Below are 25,204 nucleotides of genomic sequence, written 5' to 3'. Positions count from 1 at the left end.
AATAATCTCTCTATTCGGCTCACGCCCCTTGAAAAGCAGGTTTCCTACAGCAAAAGCACATGTATCCGATTGTTAAAAAACCGCCGAATCGCTAATCTTCGCGCCTTCTACGACCCCATAGTCACGGGTCTTTCAGACGAAACGCAGTTTTCACCGCTGTGAAGTACCGAGGATCGGGTGCAAGGTTTCGTTCAGGCATGGCAGGAGGCATTACATGCGTTCATTTCTTTGGCTGCTGATCGGCCTGGCCTGCGCGCCCGCGCTGCTGGCGGCGCCGACGGCCGAGCTGTCGGAGCCGGTCGCTGGCTGGCGCTATCACGGCTTGCTCGATCGCACGGAAAACCCGCAAGTCGCCTACCCGACGCCGCCGATTGATCGCGGTATCCAGCGCAATCGCACGATGATCCAGGGTCAGCTCAAGGCCATCGGCCATATGCGCCCGCCGCACAGCCTTGCGGTGAATGGCAATCCACTGAATCTGTACACCGACGACCAGGGTCGTTTTGCCCGGCCGTACGCCTTCGGCGCGGGCTCCAACAGCGTCGAGGTGATCAGCGCCGAAGGCCAGTCGCTCAAGCGTGTGCAATTTTATGAAGCAAACAACTTGCGCACGCCGGCGCGGATTCGTCTTGTCTTGGGATGGGACGACCCGAAAGCCGAGCTCGACCTGCACATTGTCACGCCCGACGGTCAGCATGCGTTCTGGGCGCAGCCGGCGCTGAGCAATGGCGGCGGCCTCGACCCGGATGGTGTCGATGGCCCGGGCCCGGAAATGTTCACCATGACCGCGCCGCTGCATGGCACCTATCTGGTTTACGTCAACTATTGGGGCAACTTCGGCAACGGCGGCTATAACTTCGAGGAGACCAGCAACCAGAACGAGGTGATCACCTCGCAGATCACGCTGGTGCTCAACGAAAACACCGTCGACGAAAAACGCGAAACGTTCATCGTGCCCCTGCGGGCGATCGGTGATCTGCTGCTGGTCAAGACTTTCAACTATTAAGTAAGCATTCCGCCACGGATGAAATCCTGAGCTTTGGGAAATGAGCGAGAAGATGAGCGATAACACTGTTACTCCGGCCGCCGACACGCCCGTGGCCAAACCTTCGCGACGCTGGCCGTTGCTGCTGGCCGGGTTGTGCCTGGTGGCCGGCGTGGCGGGTGGTTTTGGCTGGCTGCTGCTCAAGCCCAAGGCGCCCCCGGCGGAGCTGGCGAGTGACAAGCTCGGCCTGAGCCGTCCGGATGCGTTGCTCGAAACCCGCTCGTTGAGCCAGTTGCCCAAGGACCTGCTGACGGTGCCGTTCCTCAAGGCCACGCTCACCGAAGATTTCGTCTTCTACTACGAGACCCATGCTGATCGCCTCGGCTTGATCGGCAGTCTGCGCCGGATCATCTACGAGCATGACCTGAAGTTGCAGGACAGCCTGATCGAGCAGCTTTTCGATCAGCCGGCCGATGTCGCACTGTGGCGCGGGGCGGATGGTCGCTTGAAGGATTTCCTGCTGGTGATGGATCGCGGTGGTCTGGCGAAACTGCTCGAACCGTTGGCGAAAGTCGCGCTGGATGACACGCAGCTCAGCCAGATGGGCGAACTCAAAGTCGGCGGCGATAGCGTGCCGCTGTACCAACTGACCTACAACGCCAGCAAAGCCCTGCTGTTCGCTTCCCACGGCGACAAACTGGTGGTGCTGTCGAACCCGGCCAAGTATTACGACCCTGAAAGTGGCGTCTCCGAAGAGTCGGGGCACGTCTCGCCACAGGCGCTGGCGGCGTTGCTCAATGGCGAAAAACTGTTCCCCGAAGCGTTCGGCCTGCCGGCGAAAACCCCGGAAACCAAACAGCGTCTGTCGGTCAATTCCAGCGTCCTCGCCATGGGGTATCAGCGCTTCATCCCGAACTTCGCCGGGCTGCGCTTCGATATGGACGACAAGGGCTGGCACAGCTACCTGGCCATGGACGAGCTGGAAAACCAGCCCGACTTCGATTTCAAACCGGTCTGGCAAGCGATGCCACTGGGTGCCAGTGCCTGTGTAACCTTGCCGGTCGCTGCCGAACCGCAAAAACCACTACTGGTAAAACTCGGCGCTGAAGAAGCTGTGGCGCAAACCCTTACCGAGCATGTGGCTGGCGCGGCTGGTCTGTGTTGGTATGCCGATTCGCGTTTGTACACGCCGTTGCTGGTGGCCAGCCTGAAAGACGAGGACAGCAGCAAGCTCGATGGCGACCTCGGCAAGCTGTTTGGCTCGATGGTCGGTGCGTTCGAGGCCAACGTCGACGAAAACGTCTTCCCGGTGGTCGAGAAGCAGGAAGGCCAGAGTCACGTCTGGCAGCGTCAGGTCAGTTCCAATTTCGGCCCGTATGCGGCGAAGACTGCCGAGAACCCGGACGCGATTTCCGGCAAGGCGTTCATGAAAGTCAGCCTCGCCCGTCACGGCTCGACGCTGTTGTTTTCCCTCGATGACAAACTGGTCGACAAGGCCCTCGGCACCCTCGACAAACGTTTCCCGCCAATGGCCGACGTGCTGCCCAAAGATGTGCTGATGCCGATCTACTTCGGCCCGGATTCGATGGCGCAACTGATGCAGCAGGAAACCCTCGACAGCCTGCCGCAGGACATGGAACCGGTGTTTTACAACGCCGCGCAAACCTACCTGATTCCGAAACTGCGCACCCTCGGTGGCTACGGCAAATATGCCCTGACCTTGCCCGAAGGCAGCGAGCCTGACGGCCACTGGCAGTGGTTGCCGCTGGAATGGAAAGCGCTGTGACGACACTGATCCGCAGCCTCGGCCTGCTCGCGCTGTTACTCAGCGCGGGCGCCCGCGCCGTCGAAGCGCCGGCACTGGATCCGGCGCAGTCCCAGGTGTTTCGCGCCTGGTTCGTGCGTATTGCCCAAGAGCAACTGAGCCAAGGCCCGAGCCCGCGCTGGTATCAGCAGGATTGCGCCGGGTTGGTGCGTTTCGCCGCCAACGAAGCGCTGAAAGTCCACGACGACAAATGGCTGCGCAGCAATGGCCTGTCCAATCGTTATCTGCCGCCGGAGCTGTCGCTGACCGATGAGCAGCGCAAGCTCGCCCAGCAATGGCAGCAGGGTGGCGGCAAGGTCGGGCCGTACGTCAACGCGATCAAACTGATTCAGTTCAACAGCCATCTGGTCAGCCGCGACGTGTCGCAGGCGCGGCCAGGGGACTTGATGTTTTTCGATCAGGGCGACGACCAGCACCTGATGATCTGGATGGGCCGCTACATCGCCTATCACACCGGCACCACCACCCCGACTGACAACGGCATGCGTTCGGCAAGCCTGCAGCAACTCATGACATGGAAGGACACCCGATGGATACCCGACGCAGCCAACCCCAACTTCATCGGCGTCTATCGACTGAACTTTCTCTCCCAATGACCGGTGCCCGCATGTTGCGACTCTGTTCCCGAATTCCTTTGCTGCTGGCGTTGTTGCTGCCACTGGCCACCGTCAACGCTGAAGATTCGGTCGAGCCGAGCAACTACACGCCGGTCTCGGGCGAAAGCTTTTTCCTGCTGGCCGATAGCAGCTTCGCTGCCGACGAACAGGCGATGGTGCGCCTCGAAGCGCCGGGTCGTGATTACCGCCGTTTCCGCATGGAACCGTACGGTGGCGCCGACATTCGTGTGTATCGCATCGACAAGCCGCTGGACTTCCTCAAGCGTCAGAAGAACCTGCATCGGGTGGTCAGCGACGGCCAGTTCAAGGGCGAAGGACTGTCCAACACCCTCGCGTATCTGTGGGACAACTGGTACCGCAAATCCCGTCGGGTGATGCAGCGCGCGTTCTCTTATGAGTCACGCAAACAGGTCACCGAGGAAGTGCCGGAGCTGAAGATGGGTAACGCCATTGCCGCGCCGACGCCGTACGACGCACAGCCGCAATTTGCGCTGATCCCGGGTCTGCCGGTGGTCAGTCAGTTCCGTTATCCATTGTGGCAGGCCAAGCCGATTCAGCCGCCGACCGGGGTCAATCTGGCCGGGTCTTCGAGCGATTTCGTCAGTGTCGCGCCGGGTAACGTTTACATCCCGCTGGGCAATCTGAAACCGGGTCTGTATCTGGTTGAAGCGCTGATCGGTAAATACCGTGCGACCACCATGGTCTTCGTCTCCAACACGGTGGCAGTGAGCAAGATTGCCGGTGATGAATTGCTGGTCTGGGCGGCGCGCAAACACGAAGGCAGTTCGGTGCCGAAGGTCAATGTGCTGTGGACTGACGGCCTCGGCGTGATGAGCAGCGGCGCCACCGATACCGATGGTTTGCTGCGCCTGAAACACGTTAGCCCGGAGCGTTCGTTCGTCATCGGCGAGGACGAAGAGGGCGGGGTGTTCGTCTCGGAAAACTTCTACTACGACAGCGAAATCTACGACACCAAACTGTATGCCTTCACCGACCGGCCGCTGTATCGCCCGGGTGATTGGGTGTCGCTGAAAATCGTCGGTCGCGAATTCAAGAATGCGCGGGACTCGGTGTTGCCGGGCGCTGCAGATGTCACGGTCAGCGTGCTCGATGCCACCGGCACCGAGTTGCAGCACCTCGATTTGAAGCTCGATTCGAAGGCCGGTACTCAAGGCCGCTTCCAGTTGCCGGACAACGCGGTGGCGGGCGGTTACGAGATTCGTTTCAACTACAAGGAACAGGCCTACAGCAGCGCCTTCCGTGTGGCGGAATACATCAAGCCGCACTTCGAAATTTCGCTGAATCTGGCCAAGCAGGATTACCGCACCGGCGAACCGGTCAAAGGCAGTCTGGTGTTGCTCTACCCGGACGGCAAACCGGTGGCCAACGCCAAACTGACCCTGAGCCTGCGTGCCCAGCAACTGTCGATGGTCGACAACGAACTGCAATACCTCGGGCAATTCCCGGTGGAACTGACCAGCACAGAACTGACCACCGACAGCAAGGGCAACGCGAGCCTCGACCTGCCGGCCGCCGACAAACCGAGCCGCTACATGCTCACCGTGTTTGCCAGCGATGGCGCGGCGTATCGGGTCAAGACCACCAAGGAAATCCTGATTGACCGTGGCGCCGCAAGCTTCCGCTTGAGCGCGCCGCAACGCTTCAGCGCGGTCGGCGATAAAGTTGCGTTCAGCTACGCCAACGAGGGCGGCAGCGAGCAAAGCAAAGCAGTGACGCCGAGCACGTATGGCTGGGTGCGTCTGGAAGACCAGAGCACCGGTGAAGGCAAACTTGCCGCGACGGATAAAGGCTTCAGTCTGGCTTTCGAACGGCCAGGTACCTACAACCTGACCCTGAAAGATCAACACGGTCGCGTTCTCGGTGCTACCGGGCATGCGGTCACTGGCGATGGCGTAAAAGCGGTGCCGGGCACCGTGGAAATCGTCCTCGACAAGCCTGAGTACAAGGCCGGCGATGAAGCGCTGGCGCTGATCACTTTCCCTGAGCCGGTCAGCGATGCGTTGCTGTCGCTGGAACGCGACAAGGTCGAAGCCACCGCGCTGCTGGCCAAGGGCGGCGACTGGTTGAAACTGGAAAAGCTCAGCGACACCCAATACCGCGCGCGCATCCCGGTGAAGGATAACTTCGCGCCGAACCTGACCTTCTCCGTGCTCTACACCAAGGGCGGTCAGTACAGTTTCCAGAACGCCGGGATCAAAGTGATCGCGCCGCAAATCGACGTGGCGATCAGCACTGACAAACAGGTTTATCTGCCGGGCGACACGGTCACGGTTGACCTGACCACGCAGTTCGCCGGCAAAGCGGTTCCGGCGCATCTGACCGTCAGTGTTGTCGATGAAATGGTCTACGCGCTGCAACCGGAAGTCGCGCCGACCATCGATCAGTTCTTCTATCACCCGCGCCGCAACAACGTGCGCACCAGTGCCAGCCTGTCGTTCATCAGCTACGACGTCGCATTGCCGGGTAGCCCCGGCGCGCCGGGCAAAGCCAACCGCAGCGAGCGTGGGGTGAAAGTGCTGGAGCGGCCGCGTCGTGAAGACGTCGACACCGCCGCGTGGCAGCCGGAGTTGTTGACCGGTGCTGACGGCAAAACCCGCTTTACCTTCAAGATGCCGGACTCGCTGACCCGCTGGCGCATCACTGCCCGTGCGATCACCGATGACGGTCAGGTCGGGCAGAAGAAGCAGTTCGTCCTTTCGGAAAAACCGCTGTATCTGAAGTGGAGCGGGCCGAGCAAATTCCGCAAGGGCGATCAGCCGCAACTCGGCGTGTTCGCCTTCAGCCAAGCCGAGAAACCGGTCAAGGCAGAACTCGTCACGCACTACGCGGGCGCCGAACAACGCCTGCCGGTGACCCTTAACAACGGCATCAACTACCTGCCGCTGCCGGCGTTCGCCCTGGCTTCCGGCGAGTGGACGGCGGAGTTGGTGCAGGACGGCAAAACCGCCGACTCGCTCGCCGTGCGCCTGAGTGCGACCGGTGACGGCTGGCAAGTGACGCAGACGCAAAGCCTCGACGTTGCCAGTGGTGACACGCCTCTGAGTCTGCCGGCGGATGCCACGGATATTCGCCTGCGTCTGGATGACAGTCCGCAAGCGTTGTTCCGCTCGGCCCTCGACGATCTGCTCAGCTATCCGTATGGCGGCGTCGAGCAGACTGCCAGCCGTTTGCTGCCGTTAAGCATTGCCTATCCATCGCTGGCATCGAATCCGCAGATTCGTGATCGCTTGCGTCTGATCATGCAGAACAGCCGGCTGCGTCTGGTGCAAATGGCCGGGCCATCGGCAAGCTTCACCTGGTGGGGTTATGACGGTGAGCCGGATGCGTTCCTCACTGCTTACGCCTACTACGCCGACTGGAATGCCAGCCAAGTGCTGGAGCTGACCTTGCCGCCGGAGCATTGGCAGCGGGTGCTGGAGGTGTACGCCAAGCAAGCGCCGAACACGCCATTGCTGCAGCGGGCGCTGATTCTGTCGTTTGCCAAGCAGATGCATTTGCCAGTGAACACCTTGCTCAGCGGGTTGATGGAGGATCTGGCCAAGGCCGGTGAAGGTAACGCCGAAACCCTGATGGACGATGGCGAAGACAGTCTGGTGATGAGCGATCCGGATTCGGCGCTCGGTCTGGCAGCGGCACGGGCGTTGACCGCCTCTTTGGCCACGCAGTCGAAAGTCGCCTTGCCGGACGCGTTCAATCGTCAGTTGGCTGCTGCACAACAGCGTCTTTCGGTCAGCTCGCAGCCGTTTGCCGAAGCGCTGAACCTGTCGTTGCAACCGTTCGATCAGGCACGTGCGCAAGCGCTGTTGCAACGACTGTTGCCGCAGCAATCGACCCTCGAACGTGCGCTGGCGCTGACCTGGTTGCAACGCAGCATCGCCCAGGCATCGCCGACCATCGCTCTGACACCGGGTGAAGGCTGGAAGAAGAACTACAGTGCAACCGGTGAGATGTTCTGGACTTGGCAGGGCGCCACGCCCGTGCCAAGCGTGCTGACAGTGTCCGGCACGCAAGAGCGTCCGCTGCGCGCGGCATTGAGTTTCCAGACCCAACAACCTGCGGTCGATCCGATGGCCGTGACCATCACCCGTCGCCTGTCGCGACTGGTGCCGGGCGATGAAGCGTTCACCTTCAAACTGGAGCCGGTCGGGACCAAGCCGTTGTCCAGCGACAGCCTGTATCTGGACGAAGTGATCCTCACCAGCAAAGCGCCGAAACCGCTGCGCTACGGCATGCTCGAAGTGCCGCTGCCACCGGGCGCCGATGTCGAGCGCACCACTTGGGGCATCAAGTTGCAGGGCAAGGACGGCACCGAACCGACTGCGCTGGAGAAGGCGCGCTTCGAACCGGGGCAACTGGCTTACGCCGTGCCGGTGGATGCGCTGAGCGGCGAGTTGCGTCTGCGCCATCTGGTGCGATTCTCGCAGAAGGGCCAGTTCAACCTGCCGCCGGTGCGTTTCACTCAGGTGTACGCGCCGCAACATCAGGCCCAGGAAGTGAAAGCCGCCCTCGGTCAGGTCACGGTCAACTGATATGACCCGGCCGCTGCTGTGGCTGCTGATGTGTGTGATACCTGCGCTGGCGACGGCGCAGGATGAGCCGCTGCGCGTGGCGTACAAGGGCGAGTTGTTGTCGTTGAGTCAGACACAACTGATCAAGCGTGAACCGCTGCCGTCATCGCTGGATACGCCGCTTGGCAGTCTGTGGAAATTGTTTGTCTACGCGTGGCTGGTTGATACCGGCGCTCGCGAGCCGGCGTATGAATGTCGCGGGCAGTCGAAGGATGAGGTTTATTGCTGCTCGGCGGGCGGCAGGATCGAGCGGGATCAGGCGCTGGTGAAATCCTGCGGGTTGTATTTCGAACCTGCGCGGCTGGGTATTGCAGCGGCGGATTGGCGAAACTATTGGCAGGCGCGGCAAGCGCCGTCGTGGTTGCTGGATTTGCCGTCGGTGCAACCGGCTCAACGGGTTTCCGTGGTTGAACTGCTGAAGGTCCTGGCCTCGTTGCCGGCACAGGATCAGGCGCGGCGGGTGTTGCTCGATGTGGTGCTGAATGCGGCGGATGGCAATGTCGTCGGCGAGCTGGGCGGGCGCCTGCGGGTGAAAACCTGGAGCTGGCTCGGCGATCAGGACCCGCAATCGCGGCAGGGTGGTTTCGCCGGTTGGACGGCGGACGGCTCGCCGCTCTGGGCTGGCGGGCGTGGCACCAGTCAGATGGTCTTGCGCCATTACGGCCAAGCATTGGCGACCGTGTTGCCGGCAGCCTGGCCGGCAGAGGCGGGGCGTTGTGTCGAAGTCAGCCTGTTTTCGAAGTACCCAGTTTCGAAGGTGTTAGCGGGTGATCGCCTCGCGACATCCGGCCCGTTGCAGGGCGACTACCGCGTCGAATTCGCCAATGGCAACGCGCTGGATATCCACAGCGATGGCGAACTGTTTCTGCTCAACGAAAAACTCGTCGCAAGGCTTGATCGCGAAGAGTACGTCGCCCGCGTACTGGAGCGCGAAGCCAAACCGGAACCTGCCGAAGCAGCCAAAGCCCTCGCCGTGGCGATTCGCACTTATCTGCTGCAAAACGCCACACGCAACGGCGACTGCCTGAGCATCGATGACAGCAGCAATCGCCAGCGCGTTGCACCACGGCCAGCTTCGATGGAATCACGCAGCATCGCGGCGTGGACGGCGGACCTTGTGCTGGCCGGCAGCACCGTCACCTATCACTCCGATCAACCCGGCCCCGACAAACTCGCCTGGCAACAAGCCGTCGAGCAAGCCAACGCCGGTCAACGTTACGACGCCATTCTGCTGCACGCCTATCCGCGCGCCAGCCTCAGCCGTTGGGACAACCCGGTCGCTTCCTGCGAAGCGCTGCCCGCCGCCCAAGACTGGCTGCTGAAACAGCGACGCGGCTGGCGCCCGACGCTGGAGAGCGAAACCGGCTACAACGAAGTCAGCACATTCGCCGTGTGCAAACTCGCCTTCGGCCGGCCCTTCGTCGACCGTGAACGCCAACGTATCTACGTGCGCGGCGTGCTGACCCTCCAGGATCGCCTCGACCTGACCCACGAATATCTGCACCTGGCCTTTGAAGCACACCCGAATGGCCAGGATGAAACCTACATCGAAGGGCTCGCCCGTCACCTTTTGCTGGAATAGACCATGACACTTCGTTATCCACAGGTCTTGCTGCTGCTCTGCACCTTGACCGCTCTAGCGCCGGCGATGGCCGCTGACAGCGTCAAACTCGACACCCCGGTCGGCGGCTGGCGCAGTGGCGCTCCCGAAGGCGAGGGCGAAAGCTTTCGCCAGACCGTCAACTACCCGGCCTCATCGGTCAACACCCCGATCGGCCAGGCTAACACCGCGCGCATCAGCGGCGAGATCAAAGCGGCGCGGAAGGACAACGAACCCGGGCGGCTGATCGTCAATGGCGTGAGCATGCCGCTGAAAATCGACGACAGCGGCCGCTTTGACCGCCCGTTTTCCTTCCCCAACGGCAGCAACAGCGTGGAAGTGCGCAGTCCCGATGGCCAACAACGCCACCGCACGCAATTCCTCAACACCAGCGGCGGCGCCACCCCGGCGAAATTGCGCGTACTGCTGGCGTGGGACAGCGACGGCACCGACCTCGACCTGCACCTCGTCACCCCCGACGGCGCGCACATCTGGTACGGCAACCGCAGCGCCGCCAACGGCGCCGCGCTCGACGTCGACGTCACCACCGGCTACGGCCCGGAAATCTTCGCCATGCCGGCGCCGATCAAGGGGCAATATCTGGTCTATGTGAATTACTACGGCGGTGGCTATCGCGGGGATGAGGAGGGCGGCGATGAGGCGGTGCAGCCGCTGACCACGGCGCAGGTGACGGTGATTACTGAAGAAGGCACGCCGAGCGAGAAAATGGAGACGTTTCTGATCCCGATGCGCGCGGTGGGGGAACTGACGTTGGTGAAGTCGTTCAGTTATCCGTGAGCCGTTACTTCCTCAGGGGCAGGACTAGAAACCGGGCGGAATGTAACCGGGTACGAACGGAACGTTGATGCATTTGCCATGAATGATTTTTCCGTCCTCGATCCTGAACAGCACAATCTTTTTGGCTTTATTAACGGTGGCTTCCAGTTTGCAATCCGAACTATGCCCGACCGTTTCGTAGTATTCGGTATAAACCATGCCGTTGCCGGTGTGATTCATGGAAGTGCCGGCCGCTTCAGTGGTTGTCCAGCTGGAGGATTTGAACCAAGTCAGGACGGCGAGATTTTCGCCGTTGGCAGCGGTCTGTTTTTTCATCGAGTCAGGTTTGCCGAACAGATCGAGTGCTTCCTGAACATCCCGTCCTTCCCAGCGAGACTGCGCAACAAGGTGGCAGCCATTCACCAGCAAAGTTGAGGCTGTCATCAGCAGCGTCAGTAACGTTTTAGTCCATTGATTCATCATGACTCCCGATGTCATGTGCGATACGAATTAGCGCGCTGCTGCGTTAAGAAGTCAGGCTGTTACTTGTTGCCCAGTATCAAGTCGAGGTTGTCCATCATTTGGCCTTTCTCTTGAATCGGTGCCAGTTTGAAGAACATTTGCTGCATGCCCTGGATCATCTGCAAATGCTCCATCTTGCCCACGGCAATCATGTCTTTTTTCTCCGGGGCGCAAACGAAAGCGAGGGCGCGCTGTACCCAGAACTCCTTCGGCTGCTGCCATTGCTCGTTCACTTTCAGGTGCCGCAGCATGTAGGCAATTCGATCCACCGACTGGCCATTAACAAACCGCAGCTTGTTTGTCTTGCACTGAACTTCCAGGTTGTAGGCATCAATCATCGGTTTGCCCGGCTCTTCATACACCAGCGTCACCGCCAACATCTGCGCGCCCTTGGTAAGTGTCGACGGCACCACAGAAGTTTTGTCGGCGACATACATGATGTTTTTGTGCGGGACGCCGTTGCCATAAATGATCCACCAATCGCCGATGGGGTTCGGTTCTTCCGCTAACGCTGAAGTGGCTGACGATAGTGCGGTCAGTAAAGCGAGGGATTTACTCAGTTTGAAAAACGATGACATGGTGCTGCTCCATTCCTTGGCGCTTTTGTGAGGCACAAAAACAGAATGGAAATTTAGTGGCGGGTGCCGAATGGGGCAATTAGGGCGGATGTGCTAATGGCTTATTGAAATGGTCGTTTGTTGAGCATTAATTATCGGTAAGGCTCAGGTACAACGAGCGCAACGTCTGCACACGATTGCGCCCCTGATCCTTGGCACCGTACAGCGCCTGATCGGCTTCCGAGAGCAGGCGCGACAAGTCGTAGCCGGATTCACGGGTGGTCACCACGCCGATGCTGACGCTGAGCAAACCCGGCTCAAGAATCGACAATTGCGAGAAGGAACGGCGGATTCGCTCGGCAATCTCCAGTGCAGTCTGCTCGTCGCAGTCGCTGAGAAGGCAAGCAAACTCCTCACCACCGATCCGCCCGCAAACATCTTCCTTGCGCAGGCTATCGACCACAATCCGGCCAAACGCAATCAACGCCTGATCCCCGACGGGATGGCCATAGGTGTCATTCAGACGCTTGAAGTTATCCAGGTCGCAAAGCAGCAAAGCTGCCGGTTCCGCGTGTTGCTGACTTTCGGCAAGCAATTGCCCGGCGTTCATCATGAAAGCGCGACGATTGCCAATCCCCGTCAGCGGATCGCTGAACGCTGCCGCTTTGAGCTTGAGCTCGGCACGCTCCTTGACCATCGCCAGCGTGATGTAGGCAATGCCGATGACATAGAGCATCGACTCGAACAGCATGAACGAGAAAAACGGCACGCCCTCGCCACTGCCCAAGAGCGCCTTTGTCAACGGCAGCCCTTCATCGGTCGCACTGCGAACCGCGTAGAACACGGTGTGCAAAACGGTCAGCACCAGCGCCGGCATAAACGCGACGTCCAGGGTGTGGCGGCTGCGCCAGAGCTCCAGCGTGGTCATCACGCCGTAACCGAATGCCAGCAAGGAGTAGATCAGAACCCGATTGGGCATCGACTCGTAGAAGGCGGGAATCAGGCACAAGGTCAGCCAGGCGAACGCCCCCGCCAGAATGCCGGCCACTGACGGTCTGCGCCCGACCAGCGTGCGCATGGCCGTCCAGTTCATCGCTGCACTGAGCAATAGAACAACATTGCCGAACACAATCGGAATGAAGTCGACGCCTCGATCACGCCAACTGACCAATACCACGCCCAAGGCGCCCAGCAACATCATGCTGCCGAGGTACGCCAGCGGCGGCTCACGGGTTTCGCGATACCAGGCGTGTAGCGTCAAAAGCCCCATCAAAAAGAAGACGAAGACCGAAACGACCAGCAGGGTCGGGATATGCAGGGCCATTCCATGGATTCCCGTGAGGCTCATTACCGGAATCCGGCCGGGGTCGGGGATGCGGGTAAAAACAGAGGGGTGGTTACAAGGCGGGATTTAGCACTGTGGGGGTTGGGTTTTGCAAGTGTTGGCGCATTGGCCTGCGGATTGCCTAAGTCATTGCGACAGGCAGCGGGGCAATTGTGCAGCAGCAATTGCCCTGTTTCGCTCCGGCGTCAGACCGCTATGTTTGGACTGAAACTGCTGGAAGTAAGGCGCTCGATTGCGATCCCCAGAGCTTGATCGTCAAATAGCTTGTTTTTCCGCACTGCAGCGCTGGAACCACCATCCCACTTCAGCAGCGCTTCGCGTAAAGCTGGAACGGTTGGCGCAATGCCGTCCTGAATCAGCAACCAGTCGACAGTCGCGAGCAACTCCATGCCAAAAGGTGATTCAAAGCCATCAATCAACTCAGCCGTGCGTTCTAACGCTTGGGAGTATTCCTTGGCTTCAGTCTTGAGGTAGGTCTGCAAAAAGGCTTTGCGATCCTGGTCAAACCAAATCACATCGGTGATTCCCGCATCACTGATGCGCTTGTCGCAATGCAGATAGCTGCCATCCAGATTGTTGAGCAGATGTTCCAATCGATTAGCGTACGGTCCGAATTTATGGGCGACGAATTTAAGATTCAGCGGGTTCTCAGTACTAGGAAGTTTTTCGATTGCTCGCTCAAGAAACCACGCCAGTTTCTGAATCTCGAGCAGGCTGCATTCCATCCCCAGAACCCAATAACGTCGTACCAGCTCTGCAATCAGCGCCCGTGCCGGAGTGAGTTGCTCAACTCCGTTGCGTTTAGCGACATTCAGATACTGATTGGAGGGTTCGAACACCAATACATCCACGTCCAGATCGTCCAGTACCTCAACAATTTGCTCACGCACTTCAGGCCACTTCAGCCCACCGTTACCAGCACCTAGCGGCGGGACAGCGACAGACTTCACATCGTTTTCTATCAAGAAACGACGCAGATCATGCAAACCCTCGGTAATCCACGCCATTTGCGACGGAGAGCGCCAATGACGTTTGGTAGGGAAATTCACTATCCAGCGCGGACCATCGAGTTCATTGGTGGCCGTCACGTGCATTTTGCCGGTTTCTACTTCACCGGCCTTGCACGCTGCTGCATACAGACGGTAATTCTGCGCAAAGCGTTCTTTGAACATCAACGCGATGCCTTTACCCATCACACCTACGGTGTTCACCGTGTTGACGAGGGCTTCGGTTTTGGCTTCCAGCAGGTTGCCTTGGGTGAATCTGATCATTGGAAATACCATTTGGGGCGCGCATGGACTAGCAGAGCAAGAGCCAGATCAGAGAGCGGCAAACCTTATTCCTCATCAAAGTAATCGCGATCCACAGTCGGCAACCGCAACAAGCGTGATGTCACGCCAACCTCATGATCCATCATCAGATGCACCAGTCGCGTTCCGTCTACCAACACAATGCCATCCACCGATTTAGCGAAGTCAACAGCGTGTGCGGTAAAGCCAGATGTGGTGATGAATACGCCGCGCTTAGCTTTTTGCCCGGCGAGTGCTCCGTAGAACGCCTGCAGTTCAGGCCGGCCAACCGTGTTTTGCCAGCGTTTGGCCTGAACATAAACTTTCTCCAGCCCCAATTTATCGAGCGAGATAATGCCGTCGATACCCGCATCACCGGAACCGCCGACACGTTGCAGATCATTGCGACTGGCGCCATACCCCAGTCGATGAAGCACATCCAGCACGATCACTTCGAAACGGTTGGGGCTAACTTGCAGCAAGTTGTCCAAAAGGTCCGCCGCCGTGGCATCGCGCAATTCCTTTAGCGCTCGCTCCAGTCGGTCGTCAGGGCTTTCGGTGGCGGAGGTCAGGTCTGGCTCAATGTTTGGTTGGTCGTCTAGTGGTTCAGCATCAGGCGCGACCTTCAGCTTCACATTCATGTAGCCGATTGCCAAATGCTCCACGTCCTTGGCCGACAGTGGAAATGCATGCTCCTTGGCGTACTGCGAGCCTGCATCGGTCAATTTCCAATACCCGCGTTTGGCACTGCTGGAAAGACCGGCACGTTTGAGTCGATCGTGAGCCCAACCTGAACGGTTTTTGTAGGTCGCCTGACCACTGGCGATCAATTCTTCGCGCTGTGCTTCGGTCAGTTGCAGTGTTTTTGCTGCCGCTTCGTGAGCGTCCCGAGCAATCGCACCCTCGGGTTTTGTGACGAGAAAACGAAGGATCGGTTCGATGAACTGATCGTAGGTTGGAACGGACATAGGCGCATCCCTGTGCTGAAGGTTTTTTAACTAACCGGCGGGCGAGTATAAATTAACGCTCGCTGAGGATGCCTTGGAGAGTAAGCACTGTTTGCGTGAAAACGTAAGTCGCTATGTCTCGGTTCGCACATATGTCGAATACTGGCTGGTTCACTTTCTCACAGGCATTAAAAAGCCGGCTTGTGGCCGGCTTCTCGGGGACTGGCTTGGCCTATTTTTGGTAAGCCTTGCCAGCCTTCAAAACGTACATCCGGATCTGCGTCCGGCTGTGGGACTTGGTCAGACGTTGGTCTGCCGTGTCGGGCGCTGTCTGAGCCGCGGGCGGGTCGATGCGCAAATGTGGGGCGCAGGATACTGAGTTTTGCTTGGGATTCCCAGTCTGAAGTGCGGTTTAGAGCGACTTCTACGCCAGAAATCCGGGATTTGTACCGATTGTCCGGGCCTCTTCGCGAGCAGGCTCGCTCCCACAGGGATCGATGTTTGCCGAGAGACCTTACCGTTTTCTAGAGAAACGGCACCACCGGCCGCCGTTTGCTCACCGTCGACCACCAGAATACCCAGCCCAATATATGAATCCGTTGCTCCTCGATCTGCGCCGGGCGGAATACTTCGTCCGGGTATTCGGCGCTGTTGTGGCTGCGCAGGCGCAAGCCGTTGCCGGGCATGCGGTGCAGGTATTTGATGCGCAGCATGCCATCGTGTTCGATGGCGTAGATTTCGCCGTCCACCACTTGGGTCAAGCCGCGATCGATGGCGACGACGGAGCCGTCTTCGATGCGCTCGGCCATGCTGTTGCCGATCATGTGTGCGCAGATGGCGTCTGTATGGCGAATGTCCAGTTTGTCGAGGTGCGCGCGCAGCAGGCGAATGGATTGGTCCGGGTCCTGAACGACATGGGTTTTGTCGGAGCCGTTGGTGAGTGGTGTTTCTTTGAAGAAGGCCAGTTCGATGTCGTTGGGGTGGATGAATCGATAGGCGCCCTGAGGGTCCTGGGCGTCAAAGCTGTCGCCGTTGCTGGCAGGCGGAGTCAGGCTTGGCAGCTCTTTGATGCCTTCACCGGTTTTCAGCCATTCGCTGTTGACGGACAGCAGGCGTGAGACTTCTTCCATGCGATACGCCGGGACGCCCCGGGTGTACCAGTTGTGGACATTTTGGGCTTCCGTGCCCCAGAACTTTGCGAAACCCGTCGTCGAGATGTTCGCAGCTTCCAGGAGTGCCTTGAATCTTGGACCGCTAGTGTTCTTTCTCATAAACACGGAGTCTACGGCCGTGCCAGAGCGGTTTGAATAAACCGGACGTTCAAAAACGGGCTGAATTTTGCGACGGGATGTAAGACGGTCTTGTGGGAAATTACACAGGCTAAAACTTTTCTGTAGTCCGTCGTAAACACTCTGTTTAAGACGGCTTTTGCCGAGCACAAAAAACCCCGGATCAACCGGGGTTTTCTTCAAGCCTCACGCGTAGCGCAGGTGCTTAGCCTTTGTAGGCGGCAACCGACTTGGTGATCGCTTCGCGGGCGGCGTCTGCACCGGCCCAGCCTTCGATCTTGACCCATTTGCCTTTTTCGAGATCTTTGTAGTTCGCGAAGAAGTGCTCGATCTGCTGGATCAGCAGTGGCGGCAGGTCGGTGTATTCCTTCACATCGACGTACAGCTGGGACAGCTTGTCGTGTGGCACTGCGATGACTTTGGCATCGCCGCCGCCGTCGTCGGTCATGTTCAGGATGCCGACTGGACGCGCGCGGATCACCGAGCCTGGAGCAACCGGGTATGGGGTCACAACCAGCACGTCGAGGGGATCACCGTCGTCAGCCAGGGTGTTCGGGATGTAACCGTAGTTGGCCGGGTAGAACATTGGGGTGGCCATGAAACGGTCAACGAACAGGCAATCGCTGTCTTTGTCGATTTCGTATTTGATCGGCGCGTGGTTGGCCGGGATCTCGATCGCGACGTAGATGTCGTTCGGCAGGTCTTTGCCAGCCGGAATCTTGCTGTAGCTCATTGGGCGTTGCCCCCGTAGTTGACCAAAAACACTTGGCCGGATTGACCAAAAAGTGGCGGCGATTATAGGCATATTCTGCCGTTGACGCCATGTACCGAAAGTCGTGCAAAGCTTAGTCGTGCGCCTGATAGACCGGGTCTGTAGCCTGAAGTTGCCGCAACCTGCCCAACGGGTCCTGACGGTAGAAAAGCTGCAACTGCGCATAGACCTGTGGATAGGCCTCGTGCAGCAGATCCGGGGCGCTGAAGAAGTACTCGCTGGTGACCGCAAAGAACTCGGCCGGGTTCTCGGCGGCGTAGGGATCGATGGCGGTTTCGGCGTCCGGGTCATGGTCGAGTTGGCGATTGAGGTCGTCGTAGGCCTTTTGCATCACTTCGGCCCAGTCGCTGACACGCATGTCGGCATGCAGCGGCGGCAGGCCGTTGGCGTCGCCGTTGAGCATGTCGAGTTTGTGCGCCAGTTCATGAATGACCAGGTTGTAACCTTCCCAACCGCCACTGGCCATGACCCCGGGCCAGGCGAGGATGATCGGCCCCTGCTGCCAGGCTTCGCCGCTGTGCTCGCCATCCCACTCATGCTCGACACCGCTGGCGTCGCGATGACGTTGCGGGCTTAGAAAGTCGTCGGGATACAGGACGATCTCGTGGAAGCCCTGATACCAGTTCAGATCGCCCAGGTTGAGCAGCGGCAATTGCGCTTGGGCGGCGAGCAGCAGGCGTTGTTCCTGATGCAGTTCGATGCCGGGCAGGGCGCTCAGGTGTTTGTCGTCGAGGAACAGCACGCAGGCTTCGCGCAGCCATTGATCTTCGGCAGAGCTGATGCCATCAAGAAAACTCAATTGATGGCGCACCCGTTGCCACATGTCGTTGGCAATCGGGTGCTTCGCCAGAATGCGCCGGCGACGCCAGGCGCTCAGCGACCACATCAGCTTAGTGCGATTGGGCTTTGGTGCCGCCGAAACGGCTGCGAACCACGCCGAGGATCATCGGCACCAGCGACAACAGAATGATTGCTACCACCAGCAACGACAGGTTTTTCTTGATGAACGGTACGTTGCCGAAGAAGTAACCCAACGTCACCAGACCGCCGACCCAGAGGATGGTGCCCAACACGCTGAAACCGAAGAAGCGCGGGTATGGCATCTTCGCCACACCGGCGACGAACGGTGCGAAGGTACGGATGATCGGCAGGAAACGCGCCAGCGTCACGGTCTTGCCGCCGTGCTTGTCATAGAAATCGTGGGTTTTTTGCAGGTAATCGCGACGGAAGATTTTCGAGTTCGGGTTGCTGAACAATTTCTCGCCAGCCGTTCGTCCGATTACGTAGTTGGTGCTGTCGCCAAGGATGGCCGCGAGCATCAGCAAGCCGCCCAGCAGGACCGGGTCCATGCCACCGCCGGCCGCAACGGCACCGGCAATGAACAGCAACGAATCACCCGGCAGGAAGGGCATTACCACAAGGCCGGTTTCACAGAAGATCACCAGAAACAGGATGGCGTAGATCCATGGCCCATAGTTGTTCACCAGCAAATCGAGGTAGACGTCGAGATGCAGGATAAGGTCGAGCGGGTTGAAATCCATGGGGGCACCTGTATGGCGGCCCGACTCGGCAGGCCTGTGCGGATGACTTCGTGTAAGCCTACAGCGGGGTGTAGTTTTTCTTACAAGCCGGAAAGATCGGGATTATACGGTCTGAAAGACGAAAAGCGCGTTGGTTTTGTAGCGAGGGATGTCGGGGTGTGAACAATTGTCAGGATGCGGCCAGCGTGCCTGAGGGAGCGGGCTCCCTCATCACACATTGCCTGTGCGGTCAGAGCTCTTCGCTGATCGGCAACACGTAGTTCTTGAACTCGGTATCTTCCTTGAACCCGATGGATTCGTAAGTTTTCTGCGCGACTTCGTTGTTGCTGCTGGTGGACACGCGCATGCGCACAGCCTGGGTTTCCTTGGCCATTTTCTTCGCGGTGCGGATCAGGTTGTCGGCGACCAGCTGGCGGCGCGCATCTTCGGCGACATAGATGTCGTTGAGGATCCATACGCGTTTGAGCGATAGCGAGGAGAAGCTTGGGTACAGCTGACAGAAGCCCATCAGTTTCTTGTCGTCATCATCGGCCAAAGCCAGGTAGATCACCGATTCCTTGCGACGCAGACGCTTTTCAAGAAAGGCGCGGGAGGAATCCGGGTAAGGCAGGGAACCGTAGAACTCGCGATATTTGACGAACAACGGGGTCAACAAATCCAGATGTTCGAGGGTCGCTTGAATAATCCGCATGATAGGTCTCGTCTTCAAGTGGCTGTCTTCAACTGCTCTGACGGCGATGGGAAACCCGTGCGGCCGTGCATCGATCCTGCCTGAAACCGGCGCAGAAACGCAATGCGGAAACGGTTCAGGTTGTGGGCGGATCGAGTAGGAAATTACCTTTCATGTCTACACCGGCGTCCGATTCCAGCGTCTGAACCTGTGCTTCGTCCTTCAGGTTGACCCCTGACAGCTGCCGCCGACAGGCTTCGCGCATCAAATAGAGCAAGCGATGTGCCGCCATGCCGTAGCTCAAGCCCTCGAGCCGCACATTGGAGATGCAATTGCGGTAGGCATCGGTCAGTCCGACCTTTGGATTGTAGGTGAAATATAAACCGAGGCTGTCCGGTGAGCTCAGCCCAGGGCGCTCGCCAATCAGCATCACCAGCATTTTTGCGCCGAGCAATTGGCCGATTTCATCACCGACCGCGACGCGGCCCTGTTCCACCAGAATGATGGGGGCAACAGACCAGCCGTCGTCGCTCATCTGATCTTCCAGACGGTTGAGAAACGGTAACGTATGCCGGTGCACCGCCAGCGCCGACAGTCCATCGGCCACGACAATCGCCAGATCGACACCGCCGGGATGCGCCGCTGCGTATTCGCGCAAGGTCTGCGCCGCTTCATCGCTGAGCTTGCGCCCCAAGTCCGGGCGTTGCAGATAGCTGTTTCGATCCACGGCGGCGCTGTGCAGCAACAGGCTTTCGCGCCCGCGTTCACTCAGTTGCGAGCTGAGCCCGGCATGATCGAATGGCAGATGCACGGCATCGCGCGCCTGCGCGTGGGCAAACTGGAAGTCCAGTTGCGCAGTGGTCGGCAGGCTGGTGCCGGTGCGGCCGAGGGCAATCCGCGCAGGGGTCAGGCGGCGCAGTTCCAGCCAAGGGTTCTGCGGGTCTACAGGCGGTTTTTCCATGCGACTCATCCCAGTTGCGCCAGCGCTTGGCGGAAGGCCGGCGGCAAGTTGTTACCGAAGCGAACCTTGCCGTCCGCTTGCGTGAAGATGCCCATGTTCGCCAGCCATTGCTCGAACTCTGGCGCCGGTTTCAGGCCCAGGGTCTGGCGGGCGTAGAGCGCGTCGTGGAACGACGTGGTCTGGTAATTGAGCATGATGTCGTCAGAGCCGGGGATGCCCATGATGAAGTTGATCCCGGCGACACCCAGCAACGTCAGCAGGGTGTCCATGTCGTCCTGATCGGCTTCGGCATGGTTGGTGTAGCAGATGTCGCAGCCCATCGGCACGCCGAGCAATTTGCCGCAGAAATGGTCTTCGAGGCCGGCGCGGATGATCTGTTTGCCGTTGTAGAGGTATTCCGGGCCGATAAATCCTACGACGGTGTTCACCAGAAACGGCTTGAAATGTCGCGCCACGGCGTAGGCCCGGGTCTCGCAGCTCTGTTGGTCGACGCCATGGTGGGCGTTGGCCGACAGGGCGCTGCCTTGGCCGGTTTCGAAATACATCAGATTTTGCCCTAGGGTTCCGCGATTCAGGCTCAGGCCGGCGTCATAGCCTTCCTGCAACACGTTGAGGTTGATGCCGAAACTGGCGTTGGCCGCCTCGGTGCCGGCAATCGACTGGAATACCAGATCCAGTGGCACGCCACGGTTGATCGCCTCGATCGAGGTGGTGACGTGGGTCAGCACGCAGGCCTGAGTCGGAATGTCGTAGCGCTGGATGATCGCGTCGAGCATTTCCAGCATCGCGCAAATCGAGGCGATGCTGTCGGTGGCCGGGTTGATGCCGATCATCGCGTCGCCGTTACCGTAGAGCAGGCCGTCGAGAATGCTCGCGGCGATGCCGGAAGGCTCGTCGGTCGGATGATTGGGTTGCAGGCGGGTCGAAAGGCGCCCGCGCAGGCCAAGAGTGCCGCGAAACTTCGTCACCACGCGAATCTTCTGCGCCACCAGCACCAGATCCTGCACGCGCATGACCTTCGACACAGCGGCGACCATTTCCGGGGTCAGCCCGGGGGCGAGGGCGCGCAGGCTGGTTTCGTCGGCAGCATCGCTGAGCAACCAGTCGCGGAAGCCGCCGACGGTGAGGTGGCTGATCACGGCGAAGGCTTGCTTATCGTGGGTGTCGATGATCAGTCGGGTGACTTCATCGGACTCGTAGGGAATCAGCGCTTCCTGCAGGAAATGCGTGAGCGGAATGTCGGCCAGCGCCATTTGCGCAGCCACGCGCTCGCCGTCATTGAGCGCGGCGATGCCGGCGAGAAAGTCCCCGGAGCGTGCCGGGCTGGCTTTGGCCATGACGTCCTTGAGGCTGTCGAAACGATAGGTTTGGGCGCCGACCGTGTGAGCGAAACTGGCCATACACAATTCTCCGTGACGGCGCAGACCGAGCCTGCGCCGGGATTGTCGGCACTCAGTGCAAGGCTTGCTCAGCCTTCTGGATCGCCGCGAATTCTTCTTCCGGCGTGCCTGCTACCAAGTGATGTCGACTGTAGAACGCAAAGTAAGCAATTAACACTCCATAGATGATCGCTGCGCCGATGACCACCCGTGGATCAACCAAAAAGCCTGCGACCACGGCGATGCACGCCAGCACCAAGGCCACTCCGGAAGTGAGGATGCCACCAGGTGTGCGGTACGGCCGGTCCATTTTGGGGCGACGAATCCGCAAGGTGATGTGCGCGGCCATCATCAGCACGTAGGAAATGGTTGCGCCGAACACCGCCACCAGAATCAGCAGGTCGCCCTGGCCGGTCAGCGACAGGCCGAAACCGATGATGCCGGGAATCACCAGCGCCAGGACCGGTGCCTTGCTTTTATTGGTTTCGGACAGTTTGCGTGGCAGGTAGCCGGCCCGTGACAGCGCGAAAATCTGCCGCGAGTACGCGTAGATGATCGAGAAGAAACTGGCGATCAACCCGGCCAGGCCCACGAGATTGACGAAACTGCCCATCCAGGTTGAGCCGCCATAAGCCTTGCTCAACGCTTCGACCAACGGGTTACCGGAGGTCAGCAGCGAGTTGGCGCCTGCACCGCCAGGGCCGACGATCAGTATCAAAAGGGCAAACATGAGCAGCACCAACATGGCGCCGATCAGACCGCGCGGCAGGTCACGCTTGGGGTTCTTGGTTTCTTCTGCTGCCAGCGGCACACCTTCAACGGCAAGAAAGAACCAGATCGCATAGGGAATCGCCGCCCAGACGCCGACGTAACCGAATGGCAGGAATGGACTGGCGCCTGCGGCACTGGTCACCGGGATATCGAGCAGGTTGGCGACGTCGAAGTGCGGAACCATCGCCACCAGAAATACCCCCAGCGCCAACGCGGCGATGGCGGTGATGACGAACATCAGCTTGAGCGCTTCGCCGACCCCGAAAATGTGGATGGCAATGAAAATGATGTAGAAGGCCAGATAGATGATCCAGCCACCGATGCCGAACAGCGATTCGCAGTAGGCACCGATGAACACCGCGATGGCCGCCGGGGCAATGGCGTATTCGATAAGGATCGCGGTGCCGGTGAGAAATCCGCCCCACGGCCCGAATGCACTGCGGGCAAAACCGTAGCCACCGCCGGCGGTGGGGATCATCGAAGACAACTCGGCCAGAGAAAAGCACATGCACAGGTACATGGTGGCCATCAGCAGTGTCGCCAGGAACATGCCGCCCCAGCCACCCTGCGCGAGGCCGAAGTTCCAGCCGGCATAGTCACCGGAAATCACGTAGGCAACGCCCAGACCCACCAGCAGCACCCAGCCGGCGGCACCTTTTTTCAGTTCGCGTTGTTGAAAGTAATCCGATCCGACTTTTTCAAAGTCGACGGAGGCGCCGGTCGCCGGAGCGCCAGCCGGGGATTCGTTAGGCATAGGTTTCACCGTTCTTATTGTTTTATTGGCCCGATTGCTCCGTCAGGAACCATGGGGTTGAATGCCACACCGCTTTCGCGAGCAGGCTCGCTCCCACATTGGCGTTGTGTCGAGTCGAACATTGCAGGTGTACGCAGCTCCCCTTTGGGAGCGAGCCTGCTCGCGAAAGCTATCTGAGGGGCGATGCAGAAGTGACTGCCTCGCCCCCCATCCGCTTAGAAGAAGCCCAGCGGATTGATGTCGTAGCTCACCAGCAGGTTTTTGGTCTGCTGATAATGATCGAGCATCATCTTGTGGGTTTCACGGCCCACGCCGGACTTCTTGTACCCGCCGAACGCGGCATGCGCCGGATACAGGTGGTAGCAGTTGGTCCATACGCGGCCAGCCTTGATCGCGCGGCCCATGCGGTAGGCGCGGTTGATGTCGCGGGTCCACAGACCGGCGCCGAGGCCGAACTCGGTGTCGTTGGCGATGGCCAGGGCTTCGGCTTCGTCCTTGAACGTGGTGATGCTCACCACCGGGCCGAAGATTTCTTCCTGGAACACGCGCATCTTGTTGGTGCCCTTGAGCAGGGTCGGCTGGATGTAATAGCCGGTCGACAGGTTGCCCTCGAGTTTCTCCACCTTGCCGCCGGTCAGCAGCTCGGCACCTTCGCCCTTGGCAATTTCCAGATAGGAAAGAATCTTGTCGAATTGCTGCTCGGATGCCTGCGCGCCGACCATGGTGTCGGTGTCCAGCGGATCGCCACGTTTGATTTGCAGGACTTTTTTCATGACGACGGCCATGAACTCGTCGTAGATCGACTCCTGTACCAGCGCGCGGGAAGGGCAGGTGCAGACTTCGCCCTGGTTGAAGAACGCCAGTACCAGACCCTCAGCGGCTTTCTCAATAAAGGTCGGCTCGGCCTGCATGATGTCTTCGAAGAAAATGTTCGGCGACTTGCCGCCCAGTTCCACGGTCGATGGAATGATGTTTTCGGCGGCGCATTTCATGATGTGCGAGCCGACCGGGGTCGAGCCGGTGAAAGCGATCTTGGCGATGCGTTTGCTGGTCGCCAGCGCTTCGCCAGCTTCTTTGCCGTAGCCCTGAACGATGTTCAGCACGCCTGGCGGCAGCAAATCACCGATCAGTTCCAGCAACACGGTAATGCCCAGCGGGGTTTGCTCGGCAGGCTTGAGCACCACGCAGTTACCGGCCGCCAGCGCTGGCGCAAGTTTCCACGCGGCCATCAGGATCGGGAAGTTCCACGGGATGATCTGACCGACCACGCCCAGCGGTTCATGAATGTGATACGCCACGGTGTTGCCGTCGATCTCGGCAGCGCTGCCTTCCTGGGCACGCAGGCAGCCAGCGAAATAGCGGAAATGGTCGGCAGCCAGAGGGATGTCGGCGTTGAGGGTTTCGCGGATGGCTTTGCCGTTGTCCCAGGTTTCGGTGATCGCCAGCAATTCGAGGTTGGCTTCGATGCGGTCGGCGATTTTCAGCAGAATCAGCGAGCGCGCCTGCACGGAGGTTGCGCCCCACGCGTCGGCAGCAGCGTGGGCGGCGTCCAGTGCCTTGTCGATGTCTTCGGCAGTGGAGCGGGGGAATTCAGCAATTGGCTGGCCATTCACTGGCGAGGTGTTGGTGAAGTACTGACCTTTGACAGGCGCGACGAACTCGCCGCCGATGTAGTTACCGTACTTGGCTTTGAACGAGACTTTGGCGCCTTCAGTACCGGGGTGAGCGTAACGCATGATGATGTTCTCCTTGGCTTTGTACTTATTAGAGAAACGCGCAAGTGCGCTTGCTATAAGCGTAGAGCAAAGGTCGGGCCACTGCCGTGCGGGGCCTGTAAATCAAGGGGTTGGGCGGTTTGTGTCGGACGAGTGGATGGCGCCTGTGATGGTTTCGGTACAGAGATGGTGACAATTTGTACCGCTTTCGGCACAGCGTGTGACCGGGCAGTCTTGCCAGCATTGCAATACACATTTACCTGGAGGATCCTCAGCCAACAGCAACCCCTGTAGGAGCT

The 25,204-nt window shown here is 59.3% G+C and carries 20 protein-coding genes; 6 read left to right on the top strand and 14 right to left on the bottom strand.

Going from position 1 to position 25,204, the window contains the following annotated elements; all coding sequences use genetic code 11:
- Positions 1 to 214 precede the first annotated feature (214 nt).
- The 6 genes from U6037_RS25660 to U6037_RS25635 are packed head-to-tail and all read left to right on the top strand — an operon-like array spanning position 215 to position 10,414.
- A complete protein-coding gene (locus tag U6037_RS25660) occupies positions 215 to 1,006 on the top strand; it encodes a YfaP family protein (protein ID WP_322844950.1) in 792 nt (263 codons plus the stop codon).
- A 52-nt stretch (positions 1,007 to 1,058) separates the two neighbouring features.
- Complete coding sequence (locus U6037_RS25655) at positions 1,059 to 2,771, top strand: DUF2138 domain-containing protein (protein WP_322844949.1); 1,713 nt, start codon at positions 1,059 to 1,061, stop codon at positions 2,769 to 2,771.
- Positions 2,756 to 3,406: a DUF1175 domain-containing protein gene (locus U6037_RS25650; protein WP_320336264.1), complete on the top strand. Its 651-nt coding sequence runs from the start codon at positions 2,756 to 2,758 to the stop codon at positions 3,404 to 3,406. Before U6037_RS25655 ends, U6037_RS25650 begins: the two co-directional genes overlap by 16 nt.
- Positions 3,403 to 7,977 (top strand): alpha-2-macroglobulin, encoded by a 4,575-nt coding sequence (locus U6037_RS25645; RefSeq protein ID WP_322844948.1) that lies wholly within the window; start codon positions 3,403 to 3,405, stop codon positions 7,975 to 7,977. Before U6037_RS25650 ends, U6037_RS25645 begins: the two co-directional genes overlap by 4 nt.
- A gap of 1 nt (position 7,978) precedes the next feature.
- Complete coding sequence (locus U6037_RS25640; protein ID WP_322844947.1) at positions 7,979 to 9,598, top strand: DUF2300 domain-containing protein; 1,620 nt, start codon at positions 7,979 to 7,981, stop codon at positions 9,596 to 9,598.
- A gap of 3 nt (positions 9,599 to 9,601) precedes the next feature.
- On the top strand, positions 9,602 to 10,414 hold the full coding sequence (locus U6037_RS25635; RefSeq protein WP_322844946.1) for a YfaP family protein: 813 nt from the start codon (positions 9,602 to 9,604) through the stop codon (positions 10,412 to 10,414).
- A gap of 24 nt (positions 10,415 to 10,438) precedes the next feature.
- Here the strand turns inward: U6037_RS25635 and U6037_RS25630 are convergent, their stop codons facing one another.
- From U6037_RS25630 to U6037_RS25565, 14 genes are all read right to left on the bottom strand, one after another.
- Positions 10,439 to 10,873 carry a hypothetical protein gene (locus U6037_RS25630; protein WP_322844945.1) on the bottom strand — a complete coding sequence of 145 codons (435 nt, stop codon included), beginning with the start codon at positions 10,871 to 10,873 and terminating at the stop codon, positions 10,439 to 10,441.
- A gap of 62 nt (positions 10,874 to 10,935) precedes the next feature.
- The gene (locus U6037_RS25625; RefSeq protein WP_322844944.1) at positions 10,936 to 11,493 is read right to left on the bottom strand and encodes a hypothetical protein; all 558 of its coding nucleotides are present in this window, start codon (positions 11,491 to 11,493) and stop codon (positions 10,936 to 10,938) included.
- A 127-nt stretch (positions 11,494 to 11,620) separates the two neighbouring features.
- Positions 11,621 to 12,796, bottom strand: coding sequence for a diguanylate cyclase (locus U6037_RS25620; RefSeq protein ID WP_322844943.1), 1,176 nt, complete (start codon positions 12,794 to 12,796; stop codon positions 11,621 to 11,623).
- Between the two features lie 206 nt (positions 12,797 to 13,002).
- Positions 13,003 to 14,088 (bottom strand): macro domain-containing protein, encoded by a 1,086-nt coding sequence (locus tag U6037_RS25615; RefSeq protein ID WP_322844942.1) that lies wholly within the window; start codon positions 14,086 to 14,088, stop codon positions 13,003 to 13,005.
- Between the two features lie 65 nt (positions 14,089 to 14,153).
- Positions 14,154 to 15,074, bottom strand: a complete 921-nt coding sequence (locus U6037_RS25610) for a restriction endonuclease (protein ID WP_322844941.1) — start codon at positions 15,072 to 15,074, stop codon at positions 14,154 to 14,156.
- 503 nt (positions 15,075 to 15,577) lie between these two features.
- A complete protein-coding gene (locus tag U6037_RS25605) occupies positions 15,578 to 16,324 on the bottom strand; it encodes a helix-turn-helix transcriptional regulator (RefSeq protein ID WP_322844940.1) in 747 nt (248 codons plus the stop codon).
- A gap of 223 nt (positions 16,325 to 16,547) precedes the next feature.
- The gene (gene ppa, locus U6037_RS25600) at positions 16,548 to 17,075 is read right to left on the bottom strand and encodes an inorganic diphosphatase (protein WP_003205933.1); all 528 of its coding nucleotides are present in this window, start codon (positions 17,073 to 17,075) and stop codon (positions 16,548 to 16,550) included.
- 112 nt (positions 17,076 to 17,187) lie between these two features.
- Complete coding sequence (locus tag U6037_RS25595) at positions 17,188 to 18,000, bottom strand: M90 family metallopeptidase (RefSeq protein WP_322844939.1); 813 nt, start codon at positions 17,998 to 18,000, stop codon at positions 17,188 to 17,190.
- Positions 18,001 to 18,004: 4 nt separating this feature from the next.
- Positions 18,005 to 18,655, bottom strand: coding sequence for a DedA family protein (locus tag U6037_RS25590; protein ID WP_007910892.1), 651 nt, complete (start codon positions 18,653 to 18,655; stop codon positions 18,005 to 18,007).
- 229 nt (positions 18,656 to 18,884) lie between these two features.
- Entirely contained in the window at positions 18,885 to 19,346 is a 462-nt protein-coding gene (locus U6037_RS25585) for a GNAT family N-acetyltransferase (RefSeq protein WP_007910890.1), read from the bottom strand.
- A gap of 115 nt (positions 19,347 to 19,461) precedes the next feature.
- The gene (gene eutC / locus U6037_RS25580) at positions 19,462 to 20,295 is read right to left on the bottom strand and encodes an ethanolamine ammonia-lyase subunit EutC (protein WP_416221691.1); all 834 of its coding nucleotides are present in this window, start codon (positions 20,293 to 20,295) and stop codon (positions 19,462 to 19,464) included.
- Positions 20,292 to 21,686 carry an ethanolamine ammonia-lyase subunit EutB gene (locus U6037_RS25575; RefSeq protein ID WP_322844937.1) on the bottom strand — a complete coding sequence of 465 codons (1,395 nt, stop codon included), beginning with the start codon at positions 21,684 to 21,686 and terminating at the stop codon, positions 20,292 to 20,294. Before U6037_RS25575 ends, eutC begins: the two co-directional genes overlap by 4 nt.
- A 52-nt stretch (positions 21,687 to 21,738) precedes the next feature.
- On the bottom strand, positions 21,739 to 23,190 hold the full coding sequence (gene eat, locus U6037_RS25570; protein WP_322844936.1) for an ethanolamine permease: 1,452 nt from the start codon (positions 23,188 to 23,190) through the stop codon (positions 21,739 to 21,741).
- A 215-nt stretch (positions 23,191 to 23,405) separates the two neighbouring features.
- Entirely contained in the window at positions 23,406 to 24,926 is a 1,521-nt protein-coding gene (locus U6037_RS25565) for an aldehyde dehydrogenase family protein (RefSeq protein WP_034153748.1), read from the bottom strand.
- Positions 24,927 to 25,204 lie beyond the last annotated feature (278 nt).

The sequence above is a fragment of the Pseudomonas sp. B33.4 genome (genome assembly GCF_034555375.1).
Lineage (GTDB): Bacteria > Pseudomonadota > Gammaproteobacteria > Pseudomonadales > Pseudomonadaceae > Aquipseudomonas.
Note: the sequence above shows the minus strand (reverse complement) of the source record. Positions and strands in the feature narration are given on the sequence as shown.